The sequence below is a fragment of the Rhizobium sp. Root1334 genome (assembly GCF_001426665.1).
GTDB lineage: Bacteria > Pseudomonadota > Alphaproteobacteria > Rhizobiales > Rhizobiaceae > Pararhizobium.
In genome coordinates this window covers 294922-314753 of sequence record NZ_LMEY01000028.1, presented here as the reverse complement: position 1 = coordinate 314753, position 19832 = coordinate 294922, and the positions used below count along the sequence as shown (strand labels likewise).

The window sequence follows — 19832 nt, the reverse complement described above, 5'->3', positions numbered from 1 at the left end:
AGCTCGTCAGGCTCATAACCTGAAGGCCGCAGGTTCAAATCCTGCCCCCGCAACCAAACAAAAAACAAAAGCCCGTGATCAGAAATGACACGGGCTTTCGTGCGTTAATCGGCACGAAAAACAAGCAGCAATGATAACGCCACAAGCCAACGCCCGGCGAGCGCCAGCCATGAGACACGAAGATATCAACAAGGCCCAGGAGTTCTTTGGGAACTTCCCGTTTCTTCAAGGAAGCATCGCGGCGGACGATCAAGGTGATGCCGGGATGGCATGAAAATTCGGCCGATTCGCACGCGACGCGGCCAAGGTGAAAGGCGCACAAACCGATGACTTCGAACCCGATGAGGTGCGGCTGTCTATGGTATATTCGTGTGAAGGATAGCGCTCTGGCCGCAAAGCTCAAAGACCGTGGGAGCGCCAAATAGGGCGCTATCTTTGCGCAAAGTGCGTTCTGTTGAAATGGGTTCGTTCGAACCCAGGTACTTTGTAAACTGTATTGGGCAGATGCTCGGTGCGCTGAAGCTCCCCGCCTTTCAGGCAGGGAGCATTAACTGCAGGTTTTGATTGCCGATCGATAGGTTAGGAAACCAATGTCGTCTTGGCGACCGACAGTATTTTCGAGAACAGGTCAATGTCTTCACGCGAGTCCGAGGGCGGCGTGCGATTGGGCGCGCCACTGACGATCGTGTCGTGGAAGGCCTCGAGTTCGATCTGGAACGCGTCCTTGTGGAACGGTCCGAGCGTGCGGACGAGGTTGCTGTCGGCTGTGCTCTCCTGCACCTCCAGCGTCATCGGCAGATTGCGCAGATACGGCGTGTTGTAGCGGAACTGCAGGCGCTTGGTCTTCGACATGACCTCGATGCCGGCATCGAAGCGGGCGATATCGTCGATCAGGCATTCATAGATGGCAGTGAAGCTGCCGTAATCGAACATCGCGGTCAATTGTTCGCCATTTTGCGAGAGCTGTGCACCGATCACCCGCTTTGGCGAGCCGCCGAGCAGATCGCGCATGGCCGACAGGGAATGCGAGCACAGGCCGGTCATGACTTCATAGCCGCGCTTGACGATGGCTGGTGCGTCTGCCCCACACATCGCATCCATCATTTCCTTGCGCAGCGCCCGGCTCTCATCGATCAGCTTGGCCGGAATGTCGCCCTTCGGGGTCACGACCTTGTCGGTCTGGTTGAAGAACCAGGGGCCTTCGCAGATTACGTCACGGACGCGGACATAGGAGATCGGTCCGAAATTTGCGAGCTCCTGCTTGGCCGCCATGAAGGCCGGCGCAAAACGGCGCATGTAGCCGACCATCACCACGCGATCGGATGCTGCCTCGGCAGCGGCCAGCATCTCCAGATCCGCTGCCGTCAGGCAGGCCGGCTTTTCGATGAAGACGTGCTTGCCGGCCGCAAGCGCAGCCCTCGCCTGCTCGCCATGATGCTGGTCGGGGCTGAGGATCAGAACGGCATCGATATCGGGATCGGCAAACAGCGCATCAGCCGTATCGTAGCGCTTGGCGATCTTCCAGTGATCGGCGACCTCAGCCAGCACCGAAGGCGAAACATCGTGCACGGCGGCAAGTTCGAATTGCTGCTGCAGCTTGTGCAGCGTTGGAATGTGCATTAGCTGCGCCACTTCTCCAAGCCCAACCAGGCCAACTCTCAATCGCATATTCCACTCCTGTGTTGCGCTTTTTGCGCGAATTAAATTCGGATAGTGAATTTAAATACCGGAAGCCACTCCCTTGCTCAAGCGCGAAAATGGAATGAACATTCGATTTTTACACCCGCATGTCGAAATTTTCCATTTACAGACGGAAACTTCTGGATATTATGATCCATAATTTGGATTTAATAAAAGGGGAGTAAAGCATGTCCATTCGCGCAGTTCTCGCATTCAGCATCGCCACCCTCGGGCTTTCGGCCGCCTACCCGGCCGTCTCGCAGGCCGAAACCATCAACATCTTCTGCTCGTCGTCCGGCATCGAATTGCAGCTCTGCAAGGAAGGCTCCGAAGCCTGGGGCAAGGAAACTGGCAACGAGGTGAAGATCACCACCATGCCGGCAAACTGGGACGATGTTCTGTCGCTCTATCAGCAGCTGCTGTCGGCGCAGTCGACCGATGTCGACGTGATGATCCTCGATGGCGTCTGGGTCGGGCCGCTGAAAAGCCACCTGCTCGATCTGGCGGAAGCCATGCCTGCAGGCACGGTCGACAAGTATTTCCCATCGGCCGTGGCCGCCGGTACGGTCGGTGGAAAGTTTGTCGCGATGCCGTGGTACATGGATACGGGCCTGCTGTTCTACCGCAAGGACCTGCTCGACAAATACGGCGCCAAGGTTCCGGAAACCTGGTCTGACCTGACGACAACAGCACAGTTGGTTCAGGACGGCGAGCGCAAGGCAGGCAACGACAAGATGTGGGGTTACGTCTGGCAGGGCCGGGCCTATGAGGGTCTCGTCTGCAATGCCACCGAATGGTTCGCAAGCAGCGGCGCCGGCACGTTTATCGATGCCGAAGGCAAGATCACCATTGCCTCGCCCGAAGCCAAGGACATGCTGAAGACGGCGGCCGGCTGGGTCGGCACGATCTCGCCGGCAGGTGTGCTGAACTATGACGAAGAAGGCTCGCGCGGTGTCTTCCAGAATGGCGATGCCGTGTTCATGCGCAACTGGGCTTATGCCTGGTCGCTGGCCAACGGCGCCGACAGCGCCATCAAGGACAAGGTCGGCGTGGCACCCCTGCCCAAGGGCGTAAACGGCGAGCATGTCGGCATCGACGGTGCAGCCTATCTCGGCGTCTCGAAATACTCGGCGCATCCGAAGGAAGCCGCAGCGCTCGTCGCCTATCTTGCCGGCGAAAAGGAAGAGAAGCGCCGGGCTCTGGCGGGATCCTATATCCCGAGCATTTCGTCGCTGTTCTCCGATGCCGATATCCTGAAGGCGATCCCATTCTTGACGAGCGCTAAGGCCGCCTTCGAAAATGTCGTCACCCGGCCGACCAGCATCACCGGCAGCGATTACCCGCGCGTTTCGACCGAGATTTCCAACAATCTCCATTCCGGCCTTTCCGACCCGTCAGCCACCGACGCTGCGATCGACGACTTGGCCTCCAAGCTCGACGGTCTCAAGTCACGCGGCGGCTGGTAATCCATCTGATAACAAGGTTCGCGCTACCTGATTGTGGCGCGAACCGCCTTTTTCAAAATGCAAGGTAACAAGACGATGACGATCAAAATAGCGACAGCACCGGACTCCTGGGGTGTCTGGTATCCGAAGGACGAAAAACAGGTCGGATGGGAGCGCTATCTCGATGAAGTGCAGAAGGCCGGTTATAGCTACACCGAGCTCGGCCCCTGGGGTTACCTGCCGACCGATCCCGCAACGCTGCTGTCGGAACTCGGCCGCCGCGATATCAAGCTCTGCGGCACAGGCGTTGTTCATCCGCTGTCGCTTGCCGATTCCGCTGAAACCCTGGCTGCCCGTGTCGGGCCGATCTGCGGCCTGCTGAAAGCTGCAGGTGCCGAATGGTTCGTCCTGATGGACGAGTCCGAATCCTACGCCGCCCCTGGCGACCGCTTGCTGGATGACAAGGCCTGGGCGCAGATGATCGCCATCGTCAGCACTACCGCAAAGCGTGTCGTCGAAGAGTACGGAATGAAATTCGTTTTCCATCCGCATGTCGGCACTTGCATCGAAACCGAAGCCGAAATCGAGCGGCTGATGGCCGATACCAAGCCGGATCATGTCGGACTGTGCTTTGATCTGGGTCATCATATCTACACGGGCGCTGATCCCCTCGCCTTCATGGCCCGGCATGCCGATCGTATCCCCTACTATCATTTCAAGAACATGGATGGCGCGCTGCGCCAGCGCATCACCGACGAGAACATCCCGTTCATGGACGCGTTCCAGATGGGCGTCATGTGCGAACTGGACAAGGGCGCCATCGATTTCGCCGAGGTGGTGAAGTTCCTTGAAGCCCGCAATTACGATGGTTTCGCCGTTGTCGAGCAGGACATGTACCCCTGCCCGCCGGAAAAGCCCTACCCGATCGCCAAGCACAATCGCGACTACCTGAAGACGCTCGGCCTCTAAGCCCAGACCGCACGGCCGGCGCATCGCCGCCGGCCGCACTCGATCCCGACCGGAGAATTGACTTGCCCGCCCATTCCGCTGAAATCCTGAACTCCCCGGCCGAAATCGGCGACGTGCTTGCCGCTGATATCCTGGCTGCCATTGCCACCGCGCGCGCCAATGGCAAACAATATCTGCTGGGCTGCCCGAGCGGCCGTTCGCCAAAGCCCGTTTATGACGCGATGGCGGAAAAGGCTGCGGCCGGTAATCTCGATCTCTCCAATCTCGTTCTGGTAATGATGGACGAATATCTCGGCGGTGGCGAAGACGGTCTTGGCCTTTGCCCGCCGGATGCGCACAACAGCTGCCGCCGCTTCGCCGAACAAGAAATCCGCCAGCGGTTGAACGCCGCCATCGAGCCAGCACACCAGGTTTCGAAAGAGCATGTCTGGTTTCCGGATGCGACGAATCCCGGTGCCTACGATGAGCGGATCAAGGCAGCTGGCGGTGTCGACTTGTTCATTCTCGCCTCCGGTGCAACGGATGGCCATGTCGCCTTCAATCCGCCGGGTAGCCCGGCCGATGGTCCAAGCTGTATCGTCAAGCTCGCCGAAGAGACGCGCCGCGACAATCTTGGCACCTTCCCCGACTTCCCGTCGCTGGATGCCGTGCCGCATCATGGCCTGACCGTTGGTCTCGGCACGATCGCCAACCTGTCGAAATCGGTCGCCATGATCATTCATGGTTCGCATAAGCAGGGCGCTGCCAAACGTCTGACAGAGAGCGAAAGTTTCGATCCACAATGGCCGGCCACCATCGTTCATCGCTGCAAGCAGGTTCGGATTCTGCTTGATACCGCCGCGGCGGCTCAGGCATGACAGGCGCTGGCACACCCTTGCAATCTGCGGCCGCAACGATGGAAAGCGGCGACTATCGGATCGGCATCGACCTCGGCGGCACCAAGATCGCAGCTGGTCTGGTCGATATCCAATCGGGTGCAATGACCCATTTCCGGCGCCGCCCAACCCCGGTCTCCGAAGGTCCAATCGCGATCATCCGCGCAGTTGCGGAGATCGCTTCAGACATCATCGCGCTCGCCAAGGCTGAGGGCCGGTTTCCGCTGTCGATCGGGATTGCCGTGCCGGAACTGGTCGATCTTGAGGGACGCGTCTGCAGCGACTGGAATTTCTCGATTGAAACCATTGGCGCGGAAATCGAAAGCCTGCTTGGCATTCCGACGATGGCTGACAGCGACGTGCGTGCGGCGGCCCATGCGGAAGCCCGCTTCGGCGCGGGCCAGTCCCACCAGAGCTTCGTCTACATATCGCTGGGCACAGGCATCAGCTATTCGCTCGTGATCAATGGCCGGCCGTGGGCCGGGGCCAACGGTTTTGCCATTCACTTCGCCAGTTCAGTGCTTGCGCTTCCAAGGGAAGACGATACCGCACTGACGATTGCCAATGCCGAAGATTTCGCGTCGGGCAAAGGTATGCAGCGCTCGTTTGTCCGGCGCGCCGGGAAGCCTCCGGAAGACGGTGTTCGCACACTGGAAGCCATGAGTGCCGAGGGGGATTCCCTCTGTACTCGTATCCTCGATGAGGCCGGAGAGGTAACCGGCCGGCTGCTGGCGCAGATGATCAACATGGTCGATCCCGAGGCGGTTGTTCTCGGTGGCGGGCTGGGCTGCTCGACCGGGCGCTATCGTGAAAAGCTGGAGCAGTACATGCGCGAGAACATCTGGGCCGCCCGCTGCCGGTCCATTCCGCTCAAGCTTGCATCCCTTGGCGAAGGCGCCGGCGTGGTCGGTGCTGCTCTTGCAAAACCGCTCGGCAATCGCCGGCAAACAATCAAGGTTGGTGCATGATGGCTGAGACGGCACCTCAATCCAACTGGGTAAAGCGCATCGAACCCTGGCTGCTGCTGGCTCCGATGCTGATCGTGCTTGCCACGGTTACAGCCTGGCCTTTGGCGCGCACCGCGTATCTCTCCTTCATGCACGCCTCGCTCGATGATGGCGATTTGCCGCGGTTTATCGGGTTTGGCAATTATCTGGCGCTAATGAAGGATGGCGACTGGTGGCATGCCGTTCGAAACACCGCCTTCTTCGCGGTGATTTCGGTAACGCTGGAAACGCTGGCCGGTGTTGCGATCGCGCTTCTGATCGACAGCCAGATCAAGGGCCGCGGAGCGCTGCGCGCTGTCATGCTGATCCCGTGGGCGATCCCGACTGTCGTCTCTGCACAGATGTGGCAATGGATGCTGCATGACCAGTATGGTGTTGTCAACGCGCTCTTGATCAAGCTCGGCTTCATCAGCCACGGCATTGCCTGGACGGCGGGTGCCGGCACGGCGATGGCCGCGATCATCGCCGTCGATGTCTGGCAGACCACGCCGTTCATGGTGCTCTTGATCCTTGCTGGCCTGCAGATCATTCCCCGCGATCTCTATGAAGCGGCGAAGGTCGATGGCGCTCCCGGCTGGGCGCAGTTCTTTTACATCACCCTGCCCCTGCTTTGGCCGACCCTTGCCGTCGCCATTCTGTTTCGCCTGCTGGATGCCGTGCGGATGTTCGACCTTGCCTATGTGCTCAGTTCCAAGAGCCGCGAAACCGCGACGATCTCGATCTACGCCCGCCAGCAACTGGTCGATTTCCAGGACGTCGGCTACGGCTCGGCCGTGGCAATGCTGGTGTTCCTGATGATTTCACTGGTGGCCGCCATCTATATCCAGATCACCAAGATCCGGCTGATCAGCGAGTGAGGATGACTATGAAACGCCTTGCCAAAACCGTCGCGCTGACACTGCTCAAGATCGTCGTCGTGTTCTATACGATCTTTCCCTTCTATTGGGCGATCGTCTCATCGTTCAAGTCGGGTGCGGCACTGTTCTCGGTTGATTTCTTTCCGGCAATCGACCTGACCAACTACCGCGACCTGCTGACCAACGGCAACTTTCTGCGCAACATCCTCAACTCGGCGATCGTCGCTGTCAGCGTCGTGACGCTGTCGCTGATCTTCGCCATCACCTCGGCCTACGCGCTTGGCAAGATGAAGTTTCGGGGGCGCGGCATCGTTTTGGCCGGTATTCTCGGCGCGTCGATGTTTCCGCAGATCGTCGTGCTGTCCGGCCTGTTCGGCACGATCCGCTGGCTCGGGCTTTATAACAGCCTCGGTAGCCTCGTCCTTTCCTACATGATCTTCAGCCTGCCGTTTACGGTTTGGGTGATGACCAGTTTCATCCGCCAGATTCCGGCTGAACTGGAAGACGCAGCCCGCATGGATGGATGCTCGACCTGGGCGATGATCTGGCAGATCTATTTCCCGCTGCTTGCGCCCGCGCTTGCCAGCACCGGCCTGCTTGCCTTCATTGCATCCTGGAACGAATTCCTGTTCGCGCTGACGTTCACGCTCAGCGATACGGTTCGTACGGTTCCGGTTGGCCTGGCGCTGATTTCCGGATCGAGCCGCTTCGAATTGCCGTTCGGCACGATCATGGCCGCTTCCGTCATCGTTACCGTCCCCCTGATCCTGCTCGTGCTGATCTTCCAGCGCCGTATCGTCTCCGGCCTCACCGCGGGTGCCGTGAAATGATGAGCCTTGCTATCAAAGAAAGAAAAATCGATGGCTGACCTGTCCCTTTCCAACGTGCGCAAAGCCTTCGGCGCCCTCAATGTATTGCACGGGATCGATCTCAAGATTGAAGACGGTGAATTTGTCGTGTTTGTCGGCCCGTCAGGTTGCGGAAAGTCGACGCTGCTGCGCGCCATCGCTGGCCTTGAGGATATCAGCGGCGGTGACATCCGCATCGGGGGCGAGATCGTCAACCACGTTCCTCCGGCTGAACGGCAGATCGCCATGGTGTTCCAGTCCTATGCGCTTTATCCGCATATGGATGTCTATACCAACATGGCGTTCGGCCTGAAATTCGCAAAAATCCCGAAAGACGAGATCGACCGGCGTGTCCGCAAGGCAGCCTCGATCCTGAAGCTCGACGCGGTTCTCGACCGCAAGCCCGGCGCACTGTCCGGTGGCCAGCGCCAGCGCGTTGCCATCGGCCGCGCCATCGTGCGCCAGCCGAAAGCCTTCCTGTTTGACGAACCCCTGTCCAACCTCGACGCAGCACTGCGCGTCAACACCCGCATCGAGATCGCCAAGCTCCACCGTGAACTGGGCGCGACGATGATCTATGTGACGCACGATCAGGTTGAGGCGATGACATTGGCGGACAAGATCGTCGTGCTCAATGCCGGCCGCATCGAGCAGGTCGGAACGCCGCTCGACCTCTATCACGCCCCCGCCAACCTGTTTGTCGCCGGCTTCATCGGATCACCCGCGATGAACCTGATGGAGGCGCGCGTGAGTGCTGTTGCGGATGGTAATATGAAGCTGTCTGTGGGTGAGCAGCACATCAGCCTTCCTTATTCGGGAGCACCGGTTGCCCCCGGCGCAACAGTCACCGTCGGCATCCGGCCGGAACACTGGATCCCCGGCGATGGCCCATCGGTGAAGATCGAGGGGACTGTTGACCTCGTGGAACATCTCGGCGAAACCAGCATCGTCTATCTGCGACTCGCCGATGGGCAGATGATAACCGTGCGTTATCCCGGCGATATTTTCTGCACGGCCGGAGATCGCTTCGTGGCCGACGCCCCGGCCGCCGCGGTTCACCTTTTCGATGCTGCCGGACAAGCCATGCTCGGGCGCCGCTCTGGCCCGGCTTACGGCATCCTCGGCCAGGAATTCCGGGCACGCTGAATGGAAACGGAATGACTGATACGCCAAAGACACGGGCGGGAGCGCCCAAGCTGACCAGGCTCGCCGAGGGGCGGCAGAGGCTGCCCGATGTCACCGGCACCAATCTCGAGCATTCCCGCATCTTCAACCGGCGGCTCATCTTCGAGGCGCTGCACCAGTCCGGCCCGCTCAGCCGCATTGACATTGCCAAGCGCGTCGGGCTGACGCCGCAGACTGTTTCCGGGATTACCCGGGAGTTGCTGGACCAGGAGTTCATCATCGAAACCGGGCGTTCGCAGGGCCAGCGCGGCCAGCCGCAGATTTATCTCGGTCCGAACCCTGTTGCCGGATTCTCCATCGGCATTCATCTCGACCGCAACCGCGTCGTCATGGTCGTGTGCAATCTTCTGCTGGAAGTCATCGGCCGGAAAACCTGGACGGGCGATACGCGCGAGCCGGAACCAACGCTCAAGCACATTGCCAGCCTGACCGAAGACCTCATCGCCGAGGCAGATGTCCCGCGGGAAAAAATCTGGAGCATCGGCCTGGTGCTTCCCACGCTGGACGATGACATCTACGATTTTGCCACCAAGCAGCCGGGATGGGACGCCTGGGCCAGCGTCCCCGTCGCCCAGCGTCTGCAGGAGTTGTGCGGTTTGACCGTGCTTGTCGAGAACGACGCGACGGCCGCGGCGATCGGCGAGCATTTTGCCCGCCGCGACAAGGACAAGCGCAACTTCGCCCATCTGTATATCGGATACGGCGTCGGCGCCGGCATGATTGTCGATGGCATGCCCTTGAAGGGTGCATGGGGGAACGCCGGCGAACTCGGGCTCTTGCCATTTCAACCGAAACGCATGCGCGACAATGGCGCACCGCCGATTATCGATGCCATCCTGTCGCTGAACGGTATTGCGTCGGCGCTCGAATGGAGCATCGAAGATGCCGATGCAGCGGTCGCCGACCTGTCAATCCTTGCTGATATCCATGCCCGCCGCGATCCGCAGCTTTCCGCCTGGATGGAGGAGGCGGGACTTTGCCTGCGTTTTCTGGCGGCTATTCTCGAAGGCACCATCGATCCGGAGTTCATTACGGTCGGCGGGTCGCTACCGCCGTCGATTATCACGGCGCTGGTCGAGCGGGCCTATCCGCTGTACCGCTCCTTGAGCGAACGCAAGGACCGCCGTTCGCCGCGGCTCGTCGTCGGTGAACTGACCGATGACGCGCCGGTTATCGGCGCCGCCAGCCTGCCGATCTTCGTCAACACCAACCCGAATTTTCGCCATCTCTATATCCGCCAGATCGGTGACGATCAGCGCCCCTTCGAGCAGCCGAAAAGAAGTTAACGGGGAGCCGTTGAACCCCGCCGGTTGCTGGTGGCTGGCCGGATCAGGGCAAGTGGCGGTGCTTGATTGACCACGGGCGGGATCGTCAGGCCTCCGGCTGTCGCCAGTCCCACACAAACGATGACGATTCGCGAAAACCGAACCGATTGATGTGCTCTTCTATGGCCGCCTTGCCCTTGCTCAGGGAAGTAACGTCTGCTGCCGCAATGGTGATTGTCAGCGCGTCCGTATTCGGCTCGATCGTATAGCTTGTCTGCCCAAACGCCATCACGACGCCGGCCGCCGTTTCATTGACGACCGGGCCGTGATGTTTCCAGTGGCTCAGAAGCTGGGCGCAATAGCGTGTGGCTTGCGCCGTCTGGATCGAGACTGTCGCGTTTGGCATGGGTTTCCTCTCCCGGTTCTGGGCGCGCTGCAATCTTAGTTGTGCAGGACGACGGTCGTCTTGCCGTTGATGAAGACCCGGCCTTCCAGATGATTCCTGACGGCGCCTGCCAAAACCCTGCGTTCGATATCGCGGCCCTTGCGGACGATGTCATCAAGGGAATCGAGATGGCTAATGCGCTCGACATCCTGTTCGATGATCGGCCCTTCGTCCAAGTCGCCGGTGACATAATGGGCCGTCGCTCCGATGATCTTGACACCCCGTTCCTTGGCCTGCTGGTAAGGCCGTGCGCCCTTGAAACCGGGCAGAAAGGAATGATGGATATTGATGCACCGACCAGACAATGCTTTCGCCGCGTCATCCGACAGGACCTGCATGTAGCGGGCAAGAACCACCAGATCGACGGCGCTCTGCTGGACGATGTCGAGCAGTTTCTGCTCCTGTTTCGCCTTTGTTGCGGCGGTTACGGGCAGATAATGGAACGGCATGCCCCGCAGATCTATATTGGCGAAATCTTCCTTCGGATAATTGGAGACAACGCCGACAATCTCGGCTGGAAATTCCCGCACGCGCAACCGGTAAAGGAGGTCGAGCAGGCAATGATCGAACCTGGAGACCATGATCAAAACCCGGGCCCGGGCATCGGCGGTTTTCAGGCTGATGGTGGCCCCTACCCTCATCGCAACGGCCTGAAGCCGTTCCTCGAGCTTGCGGAAATCGTCGGCCGTGCCTGAATAGCTGAAGACCAGCCGCATGAAGAAACGGTCGGTATCGATATCACCATATTGATGTGCCTCGGTGATGTCGGCGCCGATTTCGGATAGCAGGGTGGTAAAGCCCGCAACGATGCCGCGCGTGTTGGGGCTGGAAGTGGTCAAGACATACGAGCAGGTCCGATTGTCGTCCTGAACGCAACTGGCGCCGTGAATAACGGCAGTGTCATAGCACATTCTCATGAACTCCGTGGTGCTTACAAAAGTCTCGGATCGATATCGACCAACGGATCTAGCGCGTTGACCTGTGCGGGATAGAAACCGGCGGCTTTCTTGTAGTCGTCAGCGATCCGGTTGAGGTCTTCTTTCGGGATAACGTCATGGATATGCTTGAAGCCGCCGGGGGCTAACTGCTCGGCGAGAACCATGACCCATTCCGGGCCCATTTTTTCGCGGTTGAGCTTGACCAGGGAATAGACTTCCTCAAGCCGCAGTTTCTCGTAGAAGTCGATGGCCGCTACAGCGTCGCGCTGTGTCTTGAAGGCAAGTGCCAGCGCCCGCACATCGACGATCGCCTGGGAGGCGCCGCTGGAGCCGGCCGGATGCATGGCATGGGCGGCATCGCCGATCATGGTGACCCGCCCGAAAGTCCATTTCGGGATGCGATCCCGGTCGACTTTGGGAAAGACATAGAGTTGCTTGGCGTTGCGAATGATGCCGGGCACATCGCACCAGTCATAGGCCCATTTCTCAAAACGGGGAGCGACCTCGTCGATCGTGCAGACGCGGTTCCATTCCTCTTGAGGCATCGGCTTGTTGGGATCGACTGAATCTTCAGCGACGAAATTGATCTGCGTGCTGTCCGGATGGGTCAGAGGTCCAGCCATCGGATAGAAAACCACCTTCTGCTGGCGATGTCCGGCCATGAACATCGTGTGGTTATCCAGGAAGGTCTTGGCATCCGTGACACCCCGCCACATGATTTGCCCGGCAAAACGCGGCGCGGCCTCCTGCGGATAGAAGAAACGGCGAACGGCGGAATGAATTCCATCGGCGGCAATCAGGATGTCGCCGGTATAGGTGCCGACCGGCTTGCCATCCCGGCTCTCCCGGAATTCGGCGGTGACGAGATCGCCCGTCTGCTCCAGCCTATGGAAGTAGTGCCCTGTCCTGACGGCGTCTTCACCAAGGCGCTCCTTGACGGCCTTGAGCAAAAGACCTTGAAAGCGCCCGCGGCTGATGCCGAATTGTGGCCACAGATAGCCGGCTTTCAATCCACGCGGTTCGCTCCAGATTTCCTGCCCGTGCTTGTTGTGATAGCGGAGTTCCTCCATCGAGGAACCGATCTCCGAAAGCTTGCCCAGGAGACCGAGATTGGTGAGTTCCTTGACTGCATTGGGCTGCAGGTTGATGCCTACACCCAGCTCGCGGACCTCATGCGCGGCTTCGAACAGTTCGACGTCGATACCCAAGGCGTGAAGCCTCAGGGCGGCGGTCAGTCCGGCGATGCCGGCGCCGACGATCAGAATTTTTGTCATTGTCTTGTTTCCCTAGCCCCAAGGCCTGAGCAGCAGGCCGGCTCGAATGTCATGCGTCGATACTGTTGCGGCGATATTTCCTGGCAAGATGGTGCTTAGCGGTTTCGACTGCGGCGGCTGCATCGCGGCAATAGGCGTCAGCCCCGACTGCGGCGGCAAATTCCTCGTTGAGTGGCGCGCCGCCGACGAGGACAATGTAGTCCTCGCGCAGCCCGCGCTCTTTCAACGTGTCGACGACGATCTTCATGTAAGGCATGGTCGTGGTGAGCAGCGCCGACATGCCGAGAATGTCTGGCTGGTGTTCCTGGAGCGCGCCGATGTAGACATCGACATCGATGTTGATGCCAAGATCGATCACTTCGAGGCCAGCACCCTCCCACATCATGATGACGAGGTTTTTCCCGATATCGTGAATATCGCCCTTGACCGTGCCGATGACGGCTTTCCCGATGGGCTTGGCACCGGTGTTTGCCAGAAGCGGCTTGAGGATGTTCATCCCGGCCTTCATCGCGTTTGCCGAGAGCAGCACTTCCGGAACGAAAAGAATGCCATCGCGGAAGTCCATGCCGACGATCCGCATTCCCTCGACCAGGGCTTTTTCCAGCACTTCGGTCGGAGACCAGCCGCGGCCAAGTAAAATGCGGGTTCCCTCGGCGATTTCATCGGCAAGGCCATCGTACATGTCTGCATGCATCTGATCGGTCAGGGCGTCGTCATCAAGCTCTGAAAGGATAATCTCATCGGTTTGCGTGCTCATTCCAACCCCTGCTTTTACGTGTCCTCAAGATGTGCAAACGATTAGCCTGCAGCCTTGTCATTTCAGAAGTCCCGAATGAGACCATTGATCCGGTGCCGGCAAAGCAAATATGCGCATGCGTTTTGCTTCAGGCAGCCGGCGGGGGATCACTCGGCGTCAGGCGTGGTCCTGTTGAGGTCAGCCGCCAACCCGGTCGCGGTGACAGCGACGATGGGTAAGATCGCGCCGCCGGACTTGCGGCACTTTGCAGAACCGCAGGCTCGGTTGCATTTCGGTATTTTGCCGGAAAATGCTGCAGCCCCGCCGGGGCAGGCATCATCGGCAAGCGCATCAATCATGAAAATGCACATAGTCTCCTCCTTCTGAGCCGATGGGGGCCGAGGCGCCGGCTTGCGCGTGCGGCTTAGCGCGAATTCAGCAGATCAAGCGGATATTTGGAGAGCAGGTCGTAGCCATCGTCGGTCACCAGTATCTGCTGTTCGATCTTGACGCCCTGTTTGCCGCCAAACTCGCCAACATAGCTTTCGACACAGATCGTCATCCCTGTCTCCAGGACACCGTCGAAACCGAAGTTCTCATAATCGCGCCAGTAAAGGATTTGGGGATACTCATCGCACATGCCGATGCCATGGGCGGCACAAACATATTGCTGGCGGCGGAACCGCTCCGGCAGGTTTTCCGACCGTTCGGCAAACTCCCTGAATGTCAGGCCGGCTTTCACCATCGACATGTTCCGGTCGAGATGCTCCACCGCGATGTCAAACAGATCCTGCTGTTCGACGGTGGGTTTGGCGTCACCACAGATCCAGGTGCGGGAAATATCGGCGCAATAGCCGTAGTTTCCGATCAGATCCGTATCGAAGGCGACGATGTCGCCATTCTCGATACGCCGATCGCTTGCCTCCTTGAACCAGGGATTGGTGCGCGGACCGGACGCGAAGAGTGCGCCCTCCAGCCACTCGCCACCGAGTTCGATGTTGCGCTTGTGGAGGATCGACCAGACTTCCCGCTCCATCAGGCCGGGCTCCAGCCCTTGGCGCATGCTTTCCATGCCGGCTTCTGCGGTGCTGATTGCGCAGCGGATGGCGCCGAGTTCGTCGGCAGACTTGATGACGCGGGCATGCTCCATGATGCCCTGCCCCTCGATGACCTTGACGCCCTCTTGCTCGAGCCCCCACACGCCGAACGGATTGATCCTGTCGACGGCAAGGCGGCAGTTGCCGCCACCGTGCTCGCGGACGAGCGCGGCAATGCTCTTCGACCAGGCCTTCGCATTTTCCTCGAAGCGTGGTCCTGCCGTGAAGTAGGTCCATGGAATGCAGGGGCTCAACTCGTCGACGAGATCGAAGCCATCGTAGAGATGCAGCATGGTCGTCGCGTCGAAGATGATGACCGGGCCGGAGGTCGCGATGAAGGCGTATCGAACCGGATTGTGATGGCCCCAGACCTGCATGTTGGTCGTGTCGGTCGCATAGCGCAGGTTCACGGAATCAAACAGGACAATGCCGGCGACGTCGTGGATGGCCATCTGTTCGCGCATTCGCGCCAGCCGGTACTTGCGAAGAGCCGTCAGGCTCCATCCGGTTTCAGTACCCGCGGTAAAGGTTCCGGCCATATTCATTGTTCGAACTCCCCACCGGTGATGGCTTTTGAGCGGGAGGCAATAAAGTCACCGATCGTCTGCCGCAGCCCCTCGTCGATCGCCGGTGCTTCGTATTCGTCGATCATGCGGCGCGCCTTGGCGAGGCCGACCTGATGAGCGTCAAGCCGCCCCTCGTCACGCCATTGCTCGTAGCTGTTGGCATCCGAGAGCTCGGGTATGTAGAAGGAATTCTTGCGCGTATGCGCTTCGCCCAGAAAATGCCCGCCCGGGCCGACCTTCACCAAGGTTTCGAAGACTTCCTCGAGGTCATCCATTCTCGGACGAAGGAAGGCCTCGTAGAAGATATCGATCTGCTCGACGTCGTGGACAAATTTGGAATAGCTGATGGCAAGGCCGCCTTCGACGATACCGGCGGCGTGGATAATCCAGTTCGCATGCGCCAACATGTAACCCCATGTCGACATGATCGATTCATAACCGGCCTGCAGATCTGGCGTCTTGGCTGTGGTCCAGAGCCCGCTCGCCCGCCATACCAGGCCGAGTTTGCGGATGACTTGGCCAACGATCAGGTTCATGGCGATCGGTTCGGGGCTGCCGGTCAGTGGCGCGCCCGATTTCATCGAGATCGTCTGTGCCACGCAGCCAAACATCGCTGGCGCACCCTTGCGGATGATTTGCGTATAGGCGATGCCGCTGAGGGCTTCGGCGATGATAAGAGCGCAAGCGCCGATGGTGCTGACGGGCGAACTGGCGCCGCCCATGACGAACGGTGTACAGATGACCGTCTGGTTGGCGCGCGAATAGATTTCGAGCGCGTTGATCATCGCCTCATCCCAGACAAGCGGGGTGTTGCAGTTGACCAGCGAGCCGACAACCATGTTCTGATCGACAAATTCCTCACCGAACACAAGCTGCGACAGCGCAATGGTGTCCTTCGCCGCCGTCCGCGATGTCACGGCGCCCATATAGGGTTTGTCCGACAGCAGGATTGTCTGTCCGACAAGCTCGAAGTGACGCAGCCGAACATCGACATCCTGGGGCTCAGCAAGCACGCCGCCGTTGATCTGGATCGTCTTGGCCGTATGCGCCAGCTTGGTGAAGTTCTGCAGGTGCTCGCGCGTGCTGGTCTTGCGAACGTCGTCGAAATCGAGAACGTGTGGCGCGCCATAGGCCCCGCTGAAGACTGTCCGGGCGCCACCAAGCGTGATTGAGCGCTCGGGGTTGCGGGCGTTGAAACGGATCTCGGATGGAGCCGTTGAGATCAGCTTCATGATCAGGTCGCGCTTGATGCGCACACGTGCCCCGTCAACCTGTGCGCCGGCGGACTGCCAGCGGGCTGGCGCCTCCGGATGGCGGAATTCGATGCCGATTGTTTCCAGAATCCTAAATGCCATGCCCAGTACTTGTTCGAGGCCATCCTCGTCCATGATGGAATAGGCGGGCAACTGGTTGATAAGCTCCGCCCGCTGAACTGCGCCCTTGCGAGCCTGCGCCTCACGGCGATTTGCGGCGCCCCCGCGCCGTGTCCCTGGAGTGCTCATGATTTGCTCCGCTAGAAATCCGATGGATGCGTTTGCCCGCATTTGCCGGACTATTCCTGTGTGAGCGCCGGGGAGATCGATAGTCCAAATTTATACCGCCTGATGCGAGCGAACGGATCGCGGCCATCATGTGAAAGCGGGGATGGTGACGAATAGGACAAGCACTGCCTTGGGCTTGGCTGTCTAAAACGAATGGTAAGCCACGGACACCTATTGCCGCGAAACGGGCGGCGTCGTCTTCAGGAGGGAAGAGTAATGTTTGCAACGATCGATGCGGCAGAGGCCGCATTTTACTCGGCTATCGAACGGCATGACGTGAACGCCATGTGTGATATCTGGTCGAACTCTGACCGGGCCGCCTATATCGAGCCGAACGGCAATGCAGCGGTCGGCATCGAGGCGATTATTGAAACAATGGCGCATGCGTTTGCGAGCGCGCCGTTTGTTCAGTTTGAGTTGACTCACTTGACCCAAAGCGAGCCGGGAAACTCTGCCGCCATCCGGCTTGTCCGGGAAAATGTTACCTTCGTCGCTGACAATCGCAAGACCGCGCTCATGGGCACCAATGTCTTCCGGCGCGATGCCACAGGCTGGAAGATTCTGTTGCATCAGGCAACGCGGCTCGCGACCTGAGATCGTAGCTTGCGCGTCCATGTGTCCGCCGGAAGACGCACTCCTTATGCCGGCTGACAACGCACATGAGAGCCACCCCGGCAGGCGATTGATCGTCTCCATCAATGCCTGCCATTCTCAAAACAAGTTGTAGGGTACGTGATGCTTCTGGGCACCCGTGGTGAAAACGAGCATGAGGCTTTTCGGTACGATGGCCGCTTTGAGCGGCAGAACCGCGCTGATCTGGAGCCGGTGACGCGGGTGACAACGGTCACCGTGCTTGTCGTCGATGGTTTCTCGATGCTTAGTCTTGCGGCCATCATCGAACCCTTCAACCAGGCCAACAGGGCTGACGCTGCAGATCATTTCCGTTGGAGATTGGTCGGGGTGCTTCGTCGGTCGGCGGTGGCATCTTGCGGGATCGAGGTCGAGCTCAGTGACGATCTTACATCATTCCGTCCGGATGCGAGCGCTCTACAGGAACATTTGGTGGTCGTTTGTTCTGGAAACGATGTCGATCGTCATGTCAGCTCGAAAACCCGCTCCTTTCTCAGAGGAATGGCGCGAAGGGGGGCCACTCTCGTCGGCGTGGGGACGGGAGCCTGGATGATTGCAGATGCCGACCTGCTTGAGGAAAAGGAATGCACAATCCATTGGAGCAAGATGCCGAGCTTTTCGGAGCGCTTCCGGGACATAACGGTCAATGGCCAGCGGCTTCACAGCGATGAGAACATCTACACTTGCGCGGGTGAAATGGCGTCCTTCGATTTTTCCCTGGATATAATTCAGGCCCGGCTCGGCGCGACGAAATCAAACCGGCTTGCGGAATACTTCCTGGGCAATGTCATAGCCCCGGCAACCGCCAGGCAGAAACTTCCCAAGCCTCTTGTGCACGCGGCACCCCGCCATCCGCTGGTGCAAGCGATCACCGTGATGGAGAACAATATCGCGGAGCGTAAAACGCTGAACGAGATTGCCAAGATGTCGCTGATATCGCGCAGGCAACTCGAGCGCCTGTTCATGAAGCATCTCAAAACCACCCCGGCCCAGTATTACATTCAGCTGCGCCTCGAATGGGGCAAGAGCCTGCTTGAGCAAACGTGCATCCCAGTCATCGATATCGCGGTTGCATCCGGCTTTGTAACCGCATCGCACTTTTCGCGCTCATTCAGGAACTTATTTTCCTGTCTTCCTTCTGAAATACGATCTACTGAAAGAAACGAGCAGGCTGCGGCGGTCGAGCTGGCGTAAAACGCGGTTGAAATTTACCGTAACCAGATCGAAAAACGACGGCTATCTGAAACGAGGACACCAAGGATGAGTTCTTCGCAGCACCAAGGAAAGCGTCAACGCGCTTCCTCAAAGACGGTGTCTGAGCTATCGCCTGACATGCTTGCAAAGCTGGGGGCCATTCCGGCCCAGCCCGCAATTAGAAAAAGCTCATTGACGGAGCAAGCTTACCAGAAAATCAAGGTGCGCATTCTGACGGCCCAGTATGAGCCGGGGCGATTCCTGCAGGAAAATGCGATCTGCGAGGAGCTTGAAATGGGCAGGACTCCTGTCCACCAAGCACTGCAGCGGCTGATGCAGGAAGATCTGCTCGAGGTCATCCCGCGCAAAGGCGTGTTGATCCGGCTGGAATCGCTTGATGAAATTCTGCTGGCTCTGGAAGTACGTGGTGTTCTGGAGCCCTATTGCGCCTCGAAAGCGGCAACGCGGTTGAGCAACGCACAGCTCAAGGAGTTGGACACGATCCAGGCCGAAACGATTGCTGCCGTGCACCGGCAATCAAAGCCGGATTTGTTGCTACTGGACCGGCGTTTTCATTCGATCATTGCGTTGGGAGCGGGTAATCCGATGATTGCCGATTTCCTGCGCCCCGTCCATGAAAGGCTGACGCGTCTCTGGTTTCAGCCGCGCTGGGCGCCCAGCGATTTCTCGCAGACAGAGGGCGAGCATGACGCGATCATTGCCGCCATCAAGCGCCGGGACGCGGATGGCGCAATGACCGCGATGCGCGAACATATCACATCCCTGCATGGGCGCCTGATATCCTCCGGCGGTTCCTGACCACTGCACACATGCGATGAGCCGGCTACCATGGATCATCATTGGGGGACGGGACGGCGTGCGCAGCGGCTGTCCCTCCCTTCGCAACATCGCGGCGATGCTTCAGCCAGAAATAGGGAAAAAAGAGCAGGAACAGCAGTGCTCCTTTGCTCGTTGCCATGGTCTTCAGGAACGCCAGGAAATCATCCGGTGCCATATAGACCATGGTTCTCATCGCTTGCTTTTCGTCGCTGTGGATGACCAGCATGGTTCCCGACCGTTCGATCTTGCCGAAATTGAAATCCACATCGGCTAGCTTGCTCGTCACACGCATAAACTTTCCACCTGATTTTAGGTCGCTGCTGCTGTTCAAGAACAGCGAATTTACCCGATCGTAAGTGCCCTGCCCCGGCCGAAATAGTCTCGAATGGGACAAGCGCTACCTTAGCCGCTCGCCTATCCAAATCGGGACAACAACGCCA

General features: G+C 59.0%; 20 protein-coding genes. 11 read left to right on the top strand and 9 right to left on the bottom strand.

Annotation, left to right across the window (positions count from 1 at the left end):
• Positions 1-579: 579 nt before the first annotated feature.
• Positions 580-1668, bottom strand: a complete 1089-nt coding sequence (locus ASD36_RS24950) for a Gfo/Idh/MocA family oxidoreductase (RefSeq protein ID WP_060502434.1) — start codon at positions 1666-1668, stop codon at positions 580-582.
• A 200-nt stretch (positions 1669-1868) separates the two neighbouring features.
• Here ASD36_RS24950 and ASD36_RS24945 point away from each other — a divergent pair, with 200 nt between their 5' ends.
• The 8 genes from ASD36_RS24945 to ASD36_RS24910 all read left to right on the top strand — a co-directional run bounded on the left by ASD36_RS24945 (position 1869) and on the right by ASD36_RS24910 (position 10152).
• Positions 1869-3146, top strand: a complete 1278-nt coding sequence (locus ASD36_RS24945) for an ABC transporter substrate-binding protein (protein ID WP_060502433.1) — start codon at positions 1869-1871, stop codon at positions 3144-3146.
• A 75-nt stretch (positions 3147-3221) separates the two neighbouring features.
• Complete coding sequence (locus ASD36_RS24940; protein WP_060502453.1) at positions 3222-4094, top strand: sugar phosphate isomerase/epimerase; 873 nt, start codon at positions 3222-3224, stop codon at positions 4092-4094.
• 62 nt (positions 4095-4156) lie between these two features.
• Positions 4157-4951, top strand: coding sequence for a 6-phosphogluconolactonase (locus tag ASD36_RS24935; RefSeq protein WP_060502432.1), 795 nt, complete (start codon positions 4157-4159; stop codon positions 4949-4951).
• Positions 4948-5937: an ROK family protein gene (locus ASD36_RS24930; RefSeq protein ID WP_060502431.1), complete on the top strand. Its 990-nt coding sequence runs from the start codon at positions 4948-4950 to the stop codon at positions 5935-5937. Before ASD36_RS24935 ends, ASD36_RS24930 begins: the two co-directional genes overlap by 4 nt.
• Positions 5934-6833: a sugar ABC transporter permease gene (locus tag ASD36_RS24925; protein ID WP_347360142.1), complete on the top strand. Its 900-nt coding sequence runs from the start codon at positions 5934-5936 to the stop codon at positions 6831-6833. Before ASD36_RS24930 ends, ASD36_RS24925 begins: the two co-directional genes overlap by 4 nt.
• Positions 6834-6835: 2 nt before the next feature.
• The gene (locus ASD36_RS24920) at positions 6836-7663 is read left to right on the top strand and encodes a carbohydrate ABC transporter permease (RefSeq protein ID WP_112834752.1); all 828 of its coding nucleotides are present in this window, start codon (positions 6836-6838) and stop codon (positions 7661-7663) included.
• Positions 7664-7693: 30 nt separating this feature from the next.
• Positions 7694-8827: a sn-glycerol-3-phosphate ABC transporter ATP-binding protein UgpC gene (gene ugpC / locus ASD36_RS24915; RefSeq protein ID WP_060502429.1), complete on the top strand. Its 1134-nt coding sequence runs from the start codon at positions 7694-7696 to the stop codon at positions 8825-8827.
• An 11-nt stretch (positions 8828-8838) separates the two neighbouring features.
• The gene (locus ASD36_RS24910; protein WP_082511982.1) at positions 8839-10152 is read left to right on the top strand and encodes an ROK family transcriptional regulator; all 1314 of its coding nucleotides are present in this window, start codon (positions 8839-8841) and stop codon (positions 10150-10152) included.
• A gap of 85 nt (positions 10153-10237) precedes the next feature.
• Here ASD36_RS24910 and ASD36_RS24905 read toward each other — a convergent pair whose 3' ends face one another.
• The 7 genes from ASD36_RS24905 to ASD36_RS24875 all read right to left on the bottom strand — a co-directional run bounded on the left by ASD36_RS24905 (position 10238) and on the right by ASD36_RS24875 (position 16689).
• Complete coding sequence (locus tag ASD36_RS24905) at positions 10238-10537, bottom strand: DUF2218 domain-containing protein (protein WP_060502428.1); 300 nt, start codon at positions 10535-10537, stop codon at positions 10238-10240.
• Between the two features lie 35 nt (positions 10538-10572).
• Positions 10573-11487 carry a formyltetrahydrofolate deformylase gene (gene purU, locus ASD36_RS24900; RefSeq protein ID WP_060502427.1) on the bottom strand — a complete coding sequence of 305 codons (915 nt, stop codon included), beginning with the start codon at positions 11485-11487 and terminating at the stop codon, positions 10573-10575.
• 20 nt (positions 11488-11507) lie between these two features.
• A complete protein-coding gene (locus tag ASD36_RS24895; RefSeq protein WP_060502426.1) occupies positions 11508-12788 on the bottom strand; it encodes a flavin-dependent oxidoreductase in 1281 nt (426 codons plus the stop codon).
• A 49-nt stretch (positions 12789-12837) separates the two neighbouring features.
• The gene (locus ASD36_RS24890) at positions 12838-13545 is read right to left on the bottom strand and encodes a B12-binding domain-containing protein (RefSeq protein ID WP_060502425.1); all 708 of its coding nucleotides are present in this window, start codon (positions 13543-13545) and stop codon (positions 12838-12840) included.
• Positions 13546-13691: 146 nt separating this feature from the next.
• On the bottom strand, positions 13692-13895 hold the full coding sequence (locus ASD36_RS24885; RefSeq protein ID WP_060502424.1) for a hypothetical protein: 204 nt from the start codon (positions 13893-13895) through the stop codon (positions 13692-13694).
• Between the two features lie 53 nt (positions 13896-13948).
• Positions 13949-15166 carry a Xaa-Pro peptidase family protein gene (locus ASD36_RS24880; protein WP_112834753.1) on the bottom strand — a complete coding sequence of 406 codons (1218 nt, stop codon included), beginning with the start codon at positions 15164-15166 and terminating at the stop codon, positions 13949-13951.
• Entirely contained in the window at positions 15163-16689 is a 1527-nt protein-coding gene (locus ASD36_RS24875) for a trimethylamine methyltransferase family protein (RefSeq protein WP_162246335.1), read from the bottom strand. Before ASD36_RS24875 ends, ASD36_RS24880 begins: the two co-directional genes overlap by 4 nt.
• A gap of 255 nt (positions 16690-16944) precedes the next feature.
• Here ASD36_RS24875 and ASD36_RS24870 point away from each other — a divergent pair, with 255 nt between their 5' ends.
• From ASD36_RS24870 to ASD36_RS24860, 3 genes are all read left to right on the top strand, one after another.
• Positions 16945-17322, top strand: a complete 378-nt coding sequence (locus ASD36_RS24870) for a nuclear transport factor 2 family protein (protein WP_060502421.1) — start codon at positions 16945-16947, stop codon at positions 17320-17322.
• Positions 17323-17562: 240 nt separating this feature from the next.
• Entirely contained in the window at positions 17563-18552 is a 990-nt protein-coding gene (locus ASD36_RS24865; RefSeq protein ID WP_162246334.1) for a helix-turn-helix domain-containing protein, read from the top strand.
• Positions 18553-18744: 192 nt separating this feature from the next.
• Positions 18745-19371: a GntR family transcriptional regulator gene (locus ASD36_RS24860; RefSeq protein ID WP_060511948.1), complete on the top strand. Its 627-nt coding sequence runs from the start codon at positions 18745-18747 to the stop codon at positions 19369-19371.
• Positions 19372-19396: 25 nt separating this feature from the next.
• On the opposite strand, the gene ASD36_RS24855 is transcribed toward ASD36_RS24860, so the two are convergent.
• A complete protein-coding gene (locus ASD36_RS24855; RefSeq protein ID WP_156393916.1) occupies positions 19397-19723 on the bottom strand; it encodes a hypothetical protein in 327 nt (108 codons plus the stop codon).
• Positions 19724-19832: the final 109 nt, after the last annotated feature.